Raw genomic sequence first — 14,468 nt, 5'->3', positions numbered from 1 at the left:
GCTCACCAATTCGCTCCGGGATAGCTGCGCTGCATATATTGCAGTTCGGCAAGCAGAAAGCCCATCGCTTCGCTGTGCAGACCCTGCCGCCCGCCAGTTTTCGCCCATGGGGCAGCGGGGGCATCCAGAAACGCCTCGGCAAAGACGGACTGCACGGTCGCTTCGAACGGCGCGCGCAGAGATGCGGGGCTCGGCGCGATACCGGCTTCGGCCATGGCGGCGGTCACCGCATCGCTTTCGAACAATTCGTCAACGTAAGGCGCCAGCGCCGTCAGCGCCGCCTGCATCCGCGCCGTGCTTTCTTCCGTGCCGTCGCCAAGGCGGATCACCCACTCACCGCAATGACGGATGTGGTAGGCGACTTCCTTGACCGCCTTGCCGGCAATGCCAGCCAGCATCGCATCCTGCGACTCCATCGCCTTTTCCCAGAACGGGTGCATGAAGGCGGCGAAATAAAACTGGCGCAACATGGTGTGGGCGAAATCGCCATTCGGGCGCTCGACCATCAGGCAGTTGAGATAATCGCGCTCGCGCCGCAGATAGGCCAGATCATCCTCGCTACGGCCTTTGCCTTCAACCCCGCCGGCATATTGGTACAGCGCCCGCGCCTGCCCGATCAGGTCGAGCGCGATGTTGGGCATCGCGAGGTCTTCTTCCAGCATCGGCGCATGGCCGCACCATTCCGACAGCCGGTGGCCGAGGATGAGGTGGTCGTCAGCCAACCGCAGCAGGAATGTCACGAGCGCGGAACGATCCTCCATTACATATGCCCCACTTCTTCCGGAACTTCGTAGAACGTCGGATGACGGTAGACCTTGGAGATCGATGGCTCGAAATTCTCGTCCTTCTGCTCGGGATCGGACGCGACGATTGCCGCCGACGGCACCACCCAGATCGAGACGCCCTCGCCGCGCCGTGTGTAGACGTCGCGCGCGGCATGCACCGCCATCACTTCGTCAGCGGCATGGACCGAGCCGCAATGCTTGTGCGCCAACCCGTTGCGCGGGCGGATGAAGACTTCCCACAGCGGGATTTCGTGCTTTGTCATCGCTCTTCCCCTATTCTGCCGCAACCCGTGCCGCCTCACGGCGCAGCTTGCGTTTTTCCGCATGCGCGAGCGCCGCTTCCCGCACCCATGCACCCTCGTCCCAGGCCTTCTGTCGGGCCTCAAGACGCTCGGTGTTGAGCGGGCCGCCGCCTTTCACCACACGCCAGAATTCATCCCAGTCGATCGCGCCGAAATCGTAGTGGCCGCGTTCCTCGTTCCACTTCAGTTCTGGATCAGGAACCGTCAGCCCGATGAACTCGGCCTGCGGGATCGTCGCGTCGACGAATTGCTGGCGCAGCTCGTCATTGGTGAAACGCTTGATCTTCCAGCGCATCGACTGGTCGCCATGCTGGCTGTCGGAATCGTGCGGGCCGAACATCATCAGCGACGGCCACCACCAGCGGTTCAGCGCGTCCTGCGCCATTTCCTTCTGGGCATCGGTGCCGCGACAAAGCGTCAGCATGATCTCATAGCCCTGCCGCTGGTGGAAACTTTCTTCCTTGCAGACGCGGATCATCGCACGGGCATAGGGACCATAGGAGCACCGGCAGAGCGGGATCTGATTCATGATCGCCGCGCCGTCGACCAGCCAGCCAATCGCGCCGATGTCGGCCCAGGTCAGCGTCGGATAGTTGAAGATGGAAGAGTATTTCGCCTTGCCGGACAGCAGTTCCTCGGTCATCTGCTCGCGCGAGACGCCCAGCGTCTCGGCGGCGGAATAGAGGTAGAGACCGTGGCCGCCCTCATCCTGAACCTTGGCCAACAGCGCCGCCTTGCGCCGCAGTGATGGGGCGCGCGTGATCCAGTTGCCTTCGGGCAGCATGCCGACGATTTCAGAATGGGCATGCTGGCCGATCTGGCGGATCAGCGTGCGGCGATATCCTTCCGGCATCGGGTCGTTGGGCTCGATCTTTTCCTCGGCGTCGATGCGCCGCTGGAAGGCATCGAGAAACGCCTGATCTTCGCCGCTGTCGGTTTTCGCACCGATCAGTCCCTGACTGTACATCGCATCTCCTCCGTGGTCGGATACCACCCAACCGCATTTCAATATGTAACGAAAATTCCAGAAGATAGCAATATTTCGTAACACGAAAGGGAGTATCGCATGCCGGATTTTGGGGTGGCCGAAGCAGAAAAGGCGCTGGAGACGATTTTCGCGCCGTGGATTGTCGCGCTGGGGCTGAAGCCAACCGGCTTCGATGCGTCCGGAGGAACATTCGTGCTTCCCGAAAATCCAGCGCTTGCCCAGATCGGCGGCGTCATCTGCGGTCAGGCCACGACTTCGGCGGCGGACACGGCCAGCGTGGTCACCCTCGCCGCGCTGAACGGTCGGCTGCGCATGTGCACCACCGTTGACCTGACAACGCATTTCATCCGACCGCTAAAGCCCGGCAATGTCGACATTCGCGTCGACGTCCTCTCCAACGGGCGGCGCATGGCTTATACGCGCGTCGAAATGCGCGCGGAGGGCGATGAACGCATCGCGGTCACATCCACCGCGACGTTTGCCTATCTGGAAGACTGAATGTCAGCGCCAGCGGGACTGGAACCGCTCAGGGTCGGCTTGCGCTGGCATGCCGGCAGCGTCCAGCCATGCTTCACTGGCATCGCGCAGACGCAGATAAAGGTCGCCTGCGATCTCGCGCGCACGGGTTCCGGGCCAGTTTTCCGGCAACAAATCATCCGGCAGGCCGGGATCGCGCAACACGATGCGGCGCCAGTCATGAACCATCAGCGTGCGCGCGGCGATCGCATCCAGCTGCTCCAGCTTTGCGCTCCCGCTGAACACGTCCAGCAACGGTGCGTAGACTGAAACAAACCCGTCATAGGCGGATGAGATTTCGTCCGACGGCCACAGGCTGCGCAAATTTTCGGGGTGCTCGACACCCTGCCCGTGAATGACCAGCATGCCGGAAAGTTCAGCGGCGGCATCAGGCGCTTCCGCCGTGTCGGGGCGCAGGAACACACTGCCATTCACGCGCACAAACCCGATACTGGCAAGATCAGGCGCTTCCACACCCGGCGGCGCGATTGCAACCGTCCATTTGCCCGACCACGCCGGGGCGGCGCCTGCATAGATACGCCTTGTCGCCAGATCGAACGCATGGCGTCCGTGCGCATCGAGGCTGAAGAACGAATTGCGCCCTTGCTTGTCGCGAACCACCCAGCCATCGCCGGCAAGCCGCGACATTGCGGTGCGCAAGGCTCCGGGCTCAATTCGCAACCGGGTCATCACCTCCTGCAAATTGGCAAGCGATATCCGTCCGCCTCTTGGCACCACCGCATCGCCGAATATCGTGATGGCCAGCGACCAGACGCGAAGACGTCCCCGCTCATGCAGGGCTTCGATGAGACTGTCGATTGCATCTGATGGCGTGGTGGCGGTGACTGTCATGGCTGCTCCAATGCCACGAGCAGCCGGTGTGTGACAAGCTATCGAGCGAGTTCCCTGAGCCCGCCCACAAGCAGTCTGGTTGCAAGCTTTCCATAGCCTTCCCGGCTGAGCGCGCCGCCATCGCGAAACCACATATAAACCCAGTTGAGCATGCCAAACAGGCTCATCGTCACCGGCTTCAACAGCGCTTTGTCTTCAAAGAGCGCGGGCTCCACGTCTCTTATCGCTTGCGAAAAAATCGCCACCAGCCGCCGCTCCAGCGACTTCAGTTCCTGCTGCTCGGCCTCGGGCAGCAGCGAGAGCGATGCCAGCTGCACCTGATGTTGATCGTCAGCGTCGCGATAGGCTTCCAGCAGGGCAACGACCAGCCGCTCAAGCCTCTTGTGGGGATCAAGTGCGGGATCGTCCGCCTCCTCTACCACATCAACAAGCTCCGCCAAGTGACTCTGCAATATGTCGAATAGCAGCGCCTCTTTGGACGTGTAGTAATGGTAGAGCAACGCCTTCGACACGCCGCACTCAGCTGCCAGCCGCGCCATCGAGGCCCTGTCATAGCCATCGCGCGCAAAGACGATCGCCGCCTGGCGCAGGATCGCGCCACGCTTTTCGTCGTGGTCCTTGGCGCGGGATCGAGCCATCAGTTCTTGGGCCGGTTGTCGACGATGCGAATGGCCTTGCCCTGGCTGCGGGCCACCGCCTCAGGATCAGTCACATCGACGCGCACCGAGATGCCAATGTTCTCCTTGATATGCATCATCAGGCTTTCGGCACATGCGGTTCGGGCAGTTGGTGAGGCATCTGACGCATTTGCCTCGACATGCACGACCATCTCGTCCATGCGCCCCTCGCGCAGCAGCTCGATCTGGAAATGAGGTGCAAGCCCAGCGACCTTGAGGATCTGCTCCTCGATCTGGGTTGGAAAAACGTTGACCCCGCGCAGGATCATCATATCGTCGGTGCGTCCGGTGATCTTCTCCATTCGCCGCATCGTGCGCGCTGTCCCCGGCAGCAGGCGGGTCAGGTCGCGCGTGCGATAGCGGATAATCGGAAACGCCTCTTTCGTCAGCGACGTGAACACCAGCTCGCCCTTTTCTCCATCCGGCAGCACTGCGCCGGTCACCGGATCGATCACCTCCGGATAGAAATGATCTTCCCAGATGTGCAATCCGTCCTTGGTCTCGACGCACTCATTGGCAACACCCGGCCCCATCACTTCGGACAGGCCGTAAATATCCACCGCGTGCATGTCGAACGCTTCCTCGATCTCGGCGCGCATCGCATTGGTCCAAGGCTCTGCGCCGAAGATGCCGACCTGCAACGGAGAGTTGCGCGGATCAAGCCCCTGCGCGCGATATTCATCGAGGATCGACAACATATAAGACGGCGTGACCATGATCGTGCTGGCGCCGAAATCCTCGATCAGCGTCACCTGACGCGGGGTCATGCCGCCGGAGATCGGCACGACCGTGCAGCCGAGGCGCTCCGCGCCGTAATGCGCGCCGAGGCCGCCAGTGAACAGCCCGTAGCCATAGGCGATGTGAACAATGTCGCCGCGCCGCGTGCCGGACGCACGCATCGAGCGCGCGACGCATTCCGCCCACACCTCGATGTCGTGTTTGGTATAGCCAACGACGGTTGGCTTTCCGGTTGTCCCCGACGACGCATGAAGCCGCATCACCTGCTGGCGTGGCACCGCAAGCATGCCGAAGGGATAGTTCTGCCGAAGGTCCGACTTTACGGTGAACGGAAACCGCGCAAGGTCCGACAAGTGATTGAGATCGTAGGGATGCACCCCGGCAGCATCGAAAGACACGCGATAGTGCGGAACGTTGTCATAGGCATGCTTCAGCGACCATTTGAGGCGATGAAGTTGCAGTGCCTCAATCTCGTCTCGCGATGAAATTTCGATCGGGTCGAGTTCTTCCTTGCGCGGCGTCAGGTCTTTCATCGCGGCTCCTCCGCTTTGTGTGCGTCATTCTTCGAAATGCTTGCCTTCAATCGTCCGCGACGCGCCGCGAAACTCGGCGATCAGCTTGCCATCCTGATTGGTGACGCGCACATCGCAGATGCCAGAGCGGCCATATTGCGCGATCTCGCGCGCGGTCGCAGTCAACCGGTCGCCAAGCTTTCCCGGCGCGACGAACGTGATGGTGTTGTGCTGGGCCACCGCGATGCGGTTGTGAGAATTGCAGGCAAAGGCGAATGCTGAATCCGCGAGTGTGAAGATATAGCCGCCATGGCAAATATCATGGCCGTTGGTGTGATGCTTCTCGACCGTGAACGAAGTGGTCGCGGCGCCCGGCCCGACCGTATCCAGACTCATGCCAAGCCATTTCGAGGCGTCATCGCGCGCCCACATTGCCTCGGCACTGCGGCGGGCAATCTCCTCCAGTGTCATGCTCATGCGCTCCTCCCTCGCTGAGTTCAGACTTGCATAAACCGACCAGACGGTCAATTATACTCATGGAATTCGCGGGAGGAGGAACCGTGCATGGCAGAGCATAGGGCAGACGAGGAGCTTGCGGCTTCGTTCGAGATCACCGCATTGCCGCCCGGCTTTGCGGACGACCCCTTTCCAACCTATCGCGCGCTTCTGGAACACGCCCCGGTGAAACGCTTTGCCGATGGCTCGGTGATGCTGTCACGATATGCAGATCTCGACAGGGTTTATCGCGATACCAAGGCGTTTTCGTCCGACAAGAAGGTCGAGTTCCTGCCGAAATTCGGCGCGACGCCGCTCTATGACCATCACACGACCAGCCTGGTCTTCAGCGATCCGCCGCTGCATACGCGCGTGCGAAAGATCATGATGGGCGCCCTGACGCCGCGGGCAATTGCGGCGTTGGAGCCGGGCCTTGTTGCGCTGGTCGACAGCCTTCTCGCCAATATGGCTGAAAAGCGCGACGTCGACCTGATCGAGGATTTTGCCTCGGCGATCCCGGTTGAGGTGATCGGCAATCTGTTCGTCATGCCGCATGAGGAGCGCGGACCGCTGCGCGACTGGTCGCTGGCCATCCTCGGCGCGCTGGAGCCGACGCTGACGCCTGAGCAGCACGATCTGGGCAACCGCGCGGTCACGCAATTCAAGGCCTATCTCGCCGATCTGGCGGCGCGCCGGCGCAAAAGTCCCGGCGATCCGGCAACCGACGTGCTGACCCGCCTGCTGAACGGCAATGAGGGCGAGCAACTATCGGATGAGGAACTTTTGCAGAACTGCATCTTCATCCTCAATGCCGGACACGAGACGACCACCAACCTGATCGGCAATGCGCTGTTCGAACTGATCGAATGGCCGGAAGAAAAGCAGCGTCTGATCGATAATCCAGACCTGATCGACACGGCGGTCGACGAGTTCCTGCGCTTCCAGTCACCCAACCAGCTGGGCAACCGGATGACGACGGAGGCTGTGACATTCCACGATGAGGAAATCCCTGCAGGCACGCGCATTCATCTCTGCATCGGCGCTGCCAACCGCGACCCCCGCCAGTTCGAAACCCCGGACACTCTGGACCTCGGTCGCAAACCAAACCGCCACCTCGCCTTCGGGCAAGGACCGCATCTGTGCGCCGGATTCTCGCTGGCGCGCATGGAAGGGCGCATTGCAATCAGCAGATTCCTGCACAGATTTCCTGACTACCAGCTGTCGGGCCAGCCGCAACGTACTGGCCGCGTGCGCTTCCGCGGCTTTTCCAACTTTCCCGCCCGCGTCACGCCAGAGGAGCAGCCATGACAATTCTCACCCTCAACAGCTACGCCGCCGGCAAATGGATCGCACCACAGGGACAGTTGACGCCGCTGCGCAGCGCCATCACCGGCAAAAGCTTCGCGCAGCTTGGCAAATACGACCTCGACTTTCCGGCCATGGCCAATCATGCGCGCACTGTCGGCGGTCCTGCCTTGCGCGCCCTGACATTTCATCAACGCGCTGCAAAGCTGAAGGCGCTGGCGCAATATCTCAACGAGCGCCGCGAGCCGCTCTATGAACTGTCCTATGAGACCGGCGCGACCAAATCCGATTCGATGATCGACATTGACGGCGGCATTGCGACCCTGTTCGTCTACGCCTCGAAGGGCCGGCGTGAGATGCCGGATGACACCATTTTCATTGATGGCGCACTGGAGCAACTGTCCCGCAGCGGCAATTTCCTCGGCCAGCATGTCGCCACCTCGCTGCATGGTGTCGCCGTTCACATCAACGCCTTCAATTTCCCCGTCTGGGGCATGCTGGAAAAGCTCGCGCCGACACTGCTGGCGGGCGTACCCGCCATCGTCAAGCCGGCATCCGCAACCGCATGGCTGGCCGAAGCCGCATTCCGCATGATCATCGAGTCCGGCATCCTGCCCGACGGCGCAGTGCAGTTCGTCGCAGGGTCTACCGGCGATCTGCTCGACGGATTGATGTCGCAGGACGTCGTCTCCTTCACCGGCTCCGCGGCCACGGCTTCGATGCTGCGCAGCAAGCCAAACCTGCTTTCCAACTCTGTCCGCTTTATCGCCGAGCAGGATTCGCTCAATGCTTCGGTGTTCGGTCCGGACGCAACTCCTGACACGCCAGAGTTCGACGCCTTCATCAAGGAAGTGCATCGCGAAATGACGGCCAAAGCCGGCCAGAAATGCACGGCAATCCGCCGCATCATCGTGCCGGATGCCGCGCGCGAGGCGGTGATTGAAGCGCTGTCGGGCAGACTGGCAAAGACCGTCATCGGCGATCCACGCAATGAGGCAACCCGCATGGGTGCGCTCGCCAGCATCGCCCAGCGCAACGACGTGCGCGAGAAGGCAGCGATCATCGCGCGCGAGGCGCGGCTGGTCTATGGCGACGCCGACAAGGTAACGGTCGAAGGCGCGGATGCCGAAAACGGCGCGTTCATCTCGCCGCTGCTGTTTGCCTGCGACGATCCCGACAAAGCCGATCACATCCACTCCGTCGAGGCATTCGGGCCGGTATCGACCGTCATGGGCTATCGCGACATTGGCCATGCTGCGGCGCTCGCCAATCGCGGCGGCGGCTCGCTGGTGGCGTCGGTGTTCACCCATGACCCCGCAGTCGCGCGGCAGATGGTCGAGGCGTCTGGCGCCTATCATGGCCGCCTCTACTTCGCCAACCGCGACACCGGCAAGGATGCAACCGGCCACGGCTCGCCCCTGCCGCACATGATCCATGGCGGCCCCGGTCGTGCCGGTGGCGGCGAGGAAATGGGCGGCATTCGCGGCGTCATGCACTACATGCAACGCACGGCGATCCAGGGCAGTCCCGATCTGTTGAGCGCCATCACGAAGACATGGGTCGCGGGCTCAACAACAGACGAGGAAAAACGCCATCCATTCAGGATGCGCTTCTCGGAGCTCGATCTCGGTCACACCTTATGGACTGAAAGCCGGACAGTTTCGCTGGACGACATCGAGCATTTCGCCAATTTCACCGGCGACACGTTCTATGCCCATATGGACGAGGACGCCGCCAAGGCGAACCCGTTCTTCCCCGGCCGTGTCGCGCATGGCTATCTAATCCTGAGCTTTGCAGCTGGCCTGTTTGTGGACCCTGCTCCGGGCCCGGTTCTCGCGAACTACGGGCTCGACAATCTGCGCTTCATGAAGCCGGTTTCGCCCGGCGACAGCCTGAAGGTTCGCCTGACCGCGAAACACAAAACCCGGCGCAACGACGAGTATGGCGAGGTGCGCTGGGATGTTGCCGTTTTCAACCAGAGCGACGAGCAGGTTGCAGCCTACGAGCTGCTGACCATGAATGCCCTTTGATCGAGAAGATGTCGCATTTTGGAGGCGGCATGGCATTTAGCTGCCGCCTGCCCTACATAGCCGGGGAAATGTACCATCAGCTCGGCCACGTCGAGCGCCCCGGTTCTGCTGTCTGAACACAGGCAGCAGGTGACCTGGCGCTCCGTGGCGGTGCTCCATCATCGGTTCCATCACAGGCAAATCCCGTGTTCAGCAATTCCTACGACATCGACAACTACTCCACCGAGCACGACAATTTCTTTCTCGCGGTGCCCTTCGTGCCAACCGAGGAAGAAGTCGTCAGCGCCATGCTCAATCTGGCACGCGTCGGTTCCAAAGACGTCGTCTATGATCTGGGGTCCGGCGATGGGCGGATCCTGATCGCGGCAGCCAAGGAACGCGACGCGCATGGCGTCGGCATCGACATTGACCCCGTCCGGGTTGCCGATGCGATGGAATTTGCCGGCTGGGCCGGTGTCGAATATCTCGTCGATTTCATCGAGGACGACATTTTCACGGTCGATGTCAGCCCCGCCACGGTGGTGACGCTTTATCTTCTGCAGTCGATCAACGTCCAGCTTCGCCCCCGACTGCTCAAGGAGTTGCGCCCCGGCACCCGCATCGTTTCGCACGCTTTCGACATGGGCGACTGGCAGGCGGACGAACGCCTGAAGATCAACGGCATCAACATCTACAAATGGGTCGTGCCCGCGCAGATCGCGGGAACGTGGGAATGGGAAAGTTCCGGCAAGACATACCGGATCGAGCTGGAACAGAAATATCAGGAAATCACGGGCACGGCCTGGGAAAATGGCGAGCAGATTGAATTCGAAAGCGCCGGGCTCGACGGCAGCAGGCTGGAAATCGTGCTGACGCACGGCGATGTGGCATCGGGATTTTCGCTCACCTACGCCGAGGGCGCTCTGGCTTCGGTCGCGCCATTCGACGTGGAATAGCGCGAGCGAAGCTGATAGAGCGACGACACGTCATTCGACCGATTGCATTGTTCGCGCTACCCAGAGGAAAATCATGTCTCATACGCCACTCTATCGCGCCGATCACGTTGGCTCGCTTCTTCGCCCGGAATCCGTCAAGGTTGCCCGCAAGCAGTTCGCCGAAAAGACGATTTCGGCTGAGCAGCTGAAAGAAGTCGAAGACGAGGCGATCCGCGACGTCGTCAAGCTTCAGGAATCGGTCGGCCTCAAGGTCGTCACCGACGGCGAAATCCGCCGCTCGTTCTGGCACTATGACTTCATGCAGGACCTCGTGGGGTTCGAGTTCGTCGAGCGCAACGTCTCCACCGGCCACAACTTCAAGGGCGCCAACACCCGCCCGATCTTCCCGACCATCAATGGCGCCGTCGACTTCCCCGACGATCATCCGATGCTCGAGCATTTCCGCTTCCTCGCATCCGTGACCTCGGTGACGCCGAAGATTTCGATCCCCGGCCCGAGCTGCTGCCACTTCCGCGTCGCCAACGCCGACATCGGCTACAAGCCATACCGCGACGACATCGAGGCGCTGTTCGCCGACCTCGCGAAGACCTACGCCAAGGCTGTGCAGGCATTTTATGACGCTGGCTGCCGCTATCTGCAGATGGACGACATTTTCTTCGCCTATCTGTGCGATCCGAAAATCCGCGAAGAAAAGAAGCTTGAAGGCACCGATCCCGACTGGCTGATCGACCAGTACGCCTGGATGATGAACGAGGCGATCAAGAACCGCCCCGAAGACATGCTGATCGGCATGCATATGTGCCGTGGCAACTTCAAGTCGACCTGGATCGCCGAAGGCGCATACGATCCGGCTGCCGATGCGATCTTCAACAAGACCGGCGTCGACCTGTTCTTCATGGAATACGACACGGACCGCGCCGGCGGCCTTGAGCCGCTGCGCCTGCTTTCCAAGGGCAAGCAGCGCGTCTATCCGGGCTTCATCACCACGAAGACCGCAGAGCTGGAAAGCCTCGACGATCTGAAGCGCAAGTTCGACGAAGCATCGAAATATGCCGATCTCGACCAGCTCGGCATCGCGCCGCAGTGCGGCTTTGCCTCCACCGAGGAAGGCAATTCGATCACCGAAGACGACCAGCGCCGCAAGCTGGAACTGGTGACGGCGACGGCGCAGGCGGTCTGGGGCGAAGCCTGATTCCGACATACGAAAAGCCGCTGCACCCGCAGCGGCTTTTTACTTCGGCCATGGTTCGCGCTTGCCATTTTGGAAGAGTGCTCACGATGACTTCTTTCAGCCTCCTGCGAGAGCTTTCTTCACGCGCGGTTGCAGTCGCCGACCCGATGCTCATCGTTCCGAACCACCTGCCGCCGCGCCCTCCAGGCCGCGTCGTTGTGGTGGGTGCCGGCAAGGCAAGTGCCCGGATGGCGGAAGCCGTTGAGGCGGCGTGGGGTCCGTGCGAAGGCCTGGTGATTACCCGCTACGGACACGCCCGCCCCTGCCAGAGCATCGAGATTGTCGAGGCTGCACATCCCGTGCCCGACGCTGCGGGCGTCGCCGCGACCGAGCGGATGCTCGCGCTTCTCTCCAGCCTCGGCGCAGACGATTTCGTGCTCACACTGATCTCAGGTGGTGCGTCTTCCCTGCTCTGCGCGCCCGCGCCGGGCCTGACGCTTGAGGACAAGAAGGCCATCAATGCGGCCCTTCTCGCCAGTGGCGCGCCAATCGGCGAGATGAACCTCGTCCGAAAACATCTCAGCTGTGTGAAGGGCGGCCAACTCGCAGCGGCCGCATACCCCGCATCGATGCTCTGCCTGATGATCTCGGACGTGCCGGGCGACGAGCCTGCCATCATCGGCTCCGGGCCGACTGTCGCCGAAGACAGCGCGTCCTCGACCGCGCGCGCCATTTTGGACAAGTGGAAAATTCCGGTCTCGCCACAGGTCGATGCCGCTTTGCGCGAAAGCATGGTGGTTGGTTCGGCCGACCCGCGTCTTGCCTCCACCGAAAACCGCGTCATTGCCGCGCCAGCGCAATCCATTGCCGCCGCGGCGGACATGGCAATGGCGCAAGGCTGTGAAGTCGTCGTGCTCGGAACCGACCTTGAGGGCGAAGCGCGGATCGTCGCGCAGGAACAGGCACAACTTGCCTTGCGCTACCAGGCGGAACGCCCAGCAGGCTCACCGCCGCTCCTGCTGCTCTCCGGCGGGGAACTGACCGTCACGCGCACTGGCGATGGGTCCGGTGGCCCCAACGCGGAATTCTGCCTTGCCCTTGCCATCGCGTTGAATGGCGCAGACGGCATCTTCGCCATCGCCTGCGATACTGACGGCGTCGATGGAGCCGCTGAAATTGCCGGCGCGGTGATTGGACCGGACACGCTGACCAAGGCCCCCGCAGCTGGCGTTGACGCCAAGGCGGCGCTCCTCGACAACGACGCCCACAGTTTCTTTGCGGCGATTGAGGATCAGGTCATCACCGGCCCCACCCTCACCAATGTCAACGATTTCCGCGCGATCCTGATTGTCTAGACCAGAGCGGCCTCTGCCTGCGTCATTGCACGCAGGTCGTTGCCACTCGGGTTCTGGAATACGCGCAAGCCGAACTCCGGCAGGATCGCGATCAGGTGATCGAAAATGTCTGCCTGGATGCCTTCATACTGCACCCACGCCACGGTGTTGGTGAAGCAGTAAATCTCCAGCGGAAGCCCTTCCGGCCCCGGCTGCAACTGGCGCACCATGATCGTCATGCCCTTGTGCACGCCCGGATGGTTGCGCAGGTAATTGTCGACATAAGCCCGGAAGGTGCCGAGATTTGTCGAACGACGGGTATTCGCGGGCACCCGCGCGCGCGCGCCCAACTTGGCGTTCCACGCGGCCAGCTCGTCGCGCTTGTGCTTGAGATAGGTCTCCAGATGGCCGAACTCCTCCAGACGCTCCTGATCTTCCGGGCTGAGGAACGAGACGCTGGTCTGGTCGAGATACAGCGAACGCTTGATCCTGCGCCCGCCCGATTCCTGCATGCCGCGCCAGTTCTTGAACGGGTCGGTCACCAGCTTGCGGATTGGCACCGTCGTGATCGTGCGGTCAAAGTTCTGCACCTTCACCGTATGGAGCGCGATCTCGATGACGTCACCGTCGGCATTCTGGCCGGGCATCTCGATCCAGTCGCCGACACGCACCATGTCGGTCGAGGAAATCTGAATGCCTGCCACCAGCGACAGCAGCGTGTCCTGAAACACCAGGATCAGAACCGCTGCCATGGCACCAAGACCCGACAGCAGGATCAGCGGCGATCTGTCCACCAGCGTCGCGATCATCAGCAACGCGGCGATGACATAGACGGCGATCTTGACCACCTGGACATAGCCTTTGATCGGCTTCATCCGCGCTTCCGGACGCCGGTGATAGATGGTGTCGATGATGTTGAAGAAGGCACTGATCGCCATCGCGACCATCAGCATGATGAACGCCGTCGCCACGTTCTGCACGACCGCAACGACAAATGCCGGAAGATGCGGCACCAAAGCGATCCCGGCGGAAATGACCAGCGCAGGCATCACGTTCGCGAGGCGCTCGATGAACCCGTGACGGCGCAGTTCAGGGTCGCGGCCATAGGCGGTGTAGGTCAAAACCTTGTTCAACCCACGCAGCAACAGCGCCTTGACGACGAAATTTGCGAACAACGCCGCCAGGGAAAGAAGCACGAGCGCCCCACCGGTCGCAACCAGCGGATGAACGTTCACCAGTTCGTCAAACATTACAATTCCCGGAAACTCACTTCGAAAGACCCGCGCCTCTTGCACGGCCCCGCTGGCAAAAATGCGGCACCGCGCGCAGATACCCTACCGGATATCGGCGGCTTCTCCATGTTTAATTCATCTGGCTGGACAGGTAACGAAGCTCCCGCCCCTTCTGAGTGGGCTGCCCTACAGCTTGTTTCGCTGTGCAAGTCTGGCTGCGATGTCGTCAATGCGCTTGTTCAAGGCCGCCACTTCTTCGGACGCGTCTTTGACGGCCCGCAGAAGATCGTCTGGCTCCGTCGTCTTGACCTCGACCGGTCCTGCGCCCTGGCCAGAGAGCAGCCATGACGGGGTCACCCCCAGCAGACCCGCGATCATGCTCAGTCGATTGGCGCGCGGAACGTCGCGGTCGCGCTCCCAGGCTTCCCAGCTTTCCGCCAACACGCCAAGATGGCCCGCAGCCTCCTCGACGCTCATTCCCCGGTTCTCCCTGCACAACGACATCCGTCCGCCCAGCGTGTCGTCATCGTACGTGCCGGCATTCATCGAACTCATTCCTTCTCAACGCAGAAGATGGCAACGGCGACAAAGCGCCG

The 14,468-nt window shown here is 61.6% G+C and carries 15 protein-coding genes; 6 read left to right on the top strand and 9 right to left on the bottom strand.

The features are described from left to right. Positions 1–2 precede the first annotated feature (2 nt). From paaC to paaA, 3 genes are read right to left on the bottom strand one after another with little or no spacing between them, the layout of a single operon-like run. On the bottom strand, positions 3–761 hold the full coding sequence (paaC, locus tag BMZ42_RS08610) for a 1,2-phenylacetyl-CoA epoxidase subunit PaaC (RefSeq protein ID WP_091521056.1): 759 nt from the start codon (positions 759–761) through the stop codon (positions 3–5). Beyond that, positions 761–1,048 carry a 1,2-phenylacetyl-CoA epoxidase subunit PaaB gene (gene paaB, locus BMZ42_RS08605; protein WP_091521054.1) on the bottom strand — a complete coding sequence of 96 codons (288 nt, stop codon included), beginning with the start codon at positions 1,046–1,048 and terminating at the stop codon, positions 761–763. Before paaB ends, paaC begins: the two co-directional genes overlap by 1 nt. Positions 1,049–1,058: 10 nt before the next feature. Beyond that, positions 1,059–2,054, bottom strand: coding sequence for a 1,2-phenylacetyl-CoA epoxidase subunit PaaA (gene paaA, locus BMZ42_RS08600; RefSeq protein ID WP_091521052.1), 996 nt, complete (start codon positions 2,052–2,054; stop codon positions 1,059–1,061). A gap of 99 nt (positions 2,055–2,153) precedes the next feature. Here paaA and BMZ42_RS08595 point away from each other — a divergent pair, with 99 nt between their 5' ends. Then, positions 2,154–2,573 carry a PaaI family thioesterase gene (locus BMZ42_RS08595; RefSeq protein ID WP_091521049.1) on the top strand — a complete coding sequence of 140 codons (420 nt, stop codon included), beginning with the start codon at positions 2,154–2,156 and terminating at the stop codon, positions 2,571–2,573. A 3-nt stretch (positions 2,574–2,576) separates the two neighbouring features. Here the strand turns inward: BMZ42_RS08595 and BMZ42_RS08590 are convergent, their stop codons facing one another. From BMZ42_RS08590 to paaI, 4 genes are read right to left on the bottom strand one after another with little or no spacing between them, the layout of a single operon-like run. Beyond that, entirely contained in the window at positions 2,577–3,443 is an 867-nt protein-coding gene (locus BMZ42_RS08590) for a PaaX family transcriptional regulator (protein WP_091521047.1), read from the bottom strand. 38 nt (positions 3,444–3,481) lie between these two features. Then, positions 3,482–4,081: a TetR/AcrR family transcriptional regulator gene (locus tag BMZ42_RS08585; RefSeq protein ID WP_091521045.1), complete on the bottom strand. Its 600-nt coding sequence runs from the start codon at positions 4,079–4,081 to the stop codon at positions 3,482–3,484. Continuing rightward, positions 4,081–5,391 (bottom strand): phenylacetate--CoA ligase PaaK, encoded by a 1,311-nt coding sequence (gene paaK, locus BMZ42_RS08580; RefSeq protein ID WP_091521042.1) that lies wholly within the window; start codon positions 5,389–5,391, stop codon positions 4,081–4,083. Before paaK ends, BMZ42_RS08585 begins: the two co-directional genes overlap by 1 nt. A 24-nt stretch (positions 5,392–5,415) precedes the next feature. Further along, positions 5,416–5,847: a hydroxyphenylacetyl-CoA thioesterase PaaI gene (gene paaI / locus BMZ42_RS08575; protein WP_091521040.1), complete on the bottom strand. Its 432-nt coding sequence runs from the start codon at positions 5,845–5,847 to the stop codon at positions 5,416–5,418. Between the two features lie 87 nt (positions 5,848–5,934). On the opposite strand from paaI, the gene BMZ42_RS08570 reads away from it, so the two are divergent. From BMZ42_RS08570 to BMZ42_RS08550, 5 genes are all read left to right on the top strand, one after another. Continuing rightward, the gene (locus BMZ42_RS08570; RefSeq protein WP_091521037.1) at positions 5,935–7,173 is read left to right on the top strand and encodes a cytochrome P450; all 1,239 of its coding nucleotides are present in this window, start codon (positions 5,935–5,937) and stop codon (positions 7,171–7,173) included. Then, entirely contained in the window at positions 7,170–9,200 is a 2,031-nt protein-coding gene (gene paaZ / locus BMZ42_RS08565; RefSeq protein WP_091521034.1) for a phenylacetic acid degradation bifunctional protein PaaZ, read from the top strand. Before BMZ42_RS08570 ends, paaZ begins: the two co-directional genes overlap by 4 nt. Positions 9,201–9,385: 185 nt before the next feature. Beyond that, the gene (locus BMZ42_RS08560; RefSeq protein ID WP_091521029.1) at positions 9,386–10,135 is read left to right on the top strand and encodes a class I SAM-dependent methyltransferase; all 750 of its coding nucleotides are present in this window, start codon (positions 9,386–9,388) and stop codon (positions 10,133–10,135) included. 73 nt (positions 10,136–10,208) lie between these two features. Further along, positions 10,209–11,327, top strand: coding sequence for a 5-methyltetrahydropteroyltriglutamate--homocysteine S-methyltransferase (locus tag BMZ42_RS08555; RefSeq protein WP_091521026.1), 1,119 nt, complete (start codon positions 10,209–10,211; stop codon positions 11,325–11,327). Between the two features lie 86 nt (positions 11,328–11,413). Continuing rightward, the gene (locus tag BMZ42_RS08550; protein WP_091521024.1) at positions 11,414–12,661 is read left to right on the top strand and encodes a glycerate kinase type-2 family protein; all 1,248 of its coding nucleotides are present in this window, start codon (positions 11,414–11,416) and stop codon (positions 12,659–12,661) included. Here the strand turns inward: BMZ42_RS08550 and BMZ42_RS08545 are convergent. Next, positions 12,658–13,890 (bottom strand): mechanosensitive ion channel family protein, encoded by a 1,233-nt coding sequence (locus tag BMZ42_RS08545; RefSeq protein ID WP_091521021.1) that lies wholly within the window; start codon positions 13,888–13,890, stop codon positions 12,658–12,660. The two genes, BMZ42_RS08550 and BMZ42_RS08545, sit on opposite strands and share 4 nt — an antisense overlap. Before the next feature lie 168 nt (positions 13,891–14,058). Continuing rightward, positions 14,059–14,418: a helix-turn-helix domain-containing protein gene (locus BMZ42_RS08540; protein ID WP_244523205.1), complete on the bottom strand. Its 360-nt coding sequence runs from the start codon at positions 14,416–14,418 to the stop codon at positions 14,059–14,061. Positions 14,419–14,468: the final 50 nt, after the last annotated feature.

This window comes from Aquamicrobium aerolatum DSM 21857 (assembly GCF_900113935.1).
In the GTDB taxonomy this organism is placed as follows: Bacteria; Pseudomonadota; Alphaproteobacteria; order Rhizobiales; family Rhizobiaceae; genus Aerobium; species Aerobium aerolatum.
The sequence above is the reverse complement of the archived record's forward strand: the minus strand, read 5'-3'. Positions and strand labels throughout refer to the sequence as shown.

Excerpts from the sequence above, each read along its gene's own strand:
- BMZ42_RS08540 (WP_244523205.1), bottom strand. The coding sequence starts at position 14,418 with ATGAATGCCGGCACGTACGATGACGACACGCTGGGCGGACGGATGTCG.
- paaC (WP_091521056.1), bottom strand. The coding sequence starts at position 761 with ATGGAGGATCGTTCCGCGCTCGTGACATTCCTGCTGCGGTTGGCTGAC.
- paaI (WP_091521040.1), bottom strand. The coding sequence starts at position 5,847 with ATGAGCATGACACTGGAGGAGATTGCCCGCCGCAGTGCCGAGGCAATG.
- paaB (WP_091521054.1), bottom strand. The coding sequence starts at position 1,048 with ATGACAAAGCACGAAATCCCGCTGTGGGAAGTCTTCATCCGCCCGCGC.
- BMZ42_RS08590 (WP_091521047.1), bottom strand. The coding sequence starts at position 3,443 with ATGACAGTCACCGCCACCACGCCATCAGATGCAATCGACAGTCTCATC.
- BMZ42_RS08595 (WP_091521049.1), top strand. The coding sequence starts at position 2,154 with ATGCCGGATTTTGGGGTGGCCGAAGCAGAAAAGGCGCTGGAGACGATT.
- paaK (WP_091521042.1), bottom strand. The coding sequence starts at position 5,391 with ATGAAAGACCTGACGCCGCGCAAGGAAGAACTCGACCCGATCGAAATT.
- BMZ42_RS08545 (WP_091521021.1), bottom strand. The coding sequence starts at position 13,890 with ATGTTTGACGAACTGGTGAACGTTCATCCGCTGGTTGCGACCGGTGGG.
- paaA (WP_091521052.1), bottom strand. The coding sequence starts at position 2,054 with ATGTACAGTCAGGGACTGATCGGTGCGAAAACCGACAGCGGCGAAGAT.
- BMZ42_RS08585 (WP_091521045.1), bottom strand. The coding sequence starts at position 4,081 with ATGGCTCGATCCCGCGCCAAGGACCACGACGAAAAGCGTGGCGCGATC.
- paaZ (WP_091521034.1), top strand. The coding sequence starts at position 7,170 with ATGACAATTCTCACCCTCAACAGCTACGCCGCCGGCAAATGGATCGCA.
- BMZ42_RS08570 (WP_091521037.1), top strand. The coding sequence starts at position 5,935 with ATGGCAGAGCATAGGGCAGACGAGGAGCTTGCGGCTTCGTTCGAGATC.
- BMZ42_RS08555 (WP_091521026.1), top strand. The coding sequence starts at position 10,209 with ATGTCTCATACGCCACTCTATCGCGCCGATCACGTTGGCTCGCTTCTT.
- BMZ42_RS08550 (WP_091521024.1), top strand. The coding sequence starts at position 11,414 with ATGACTTCTTTCAGCCTCCTGCGAGAGCTTTCTTCACGCGCGGTTGCA.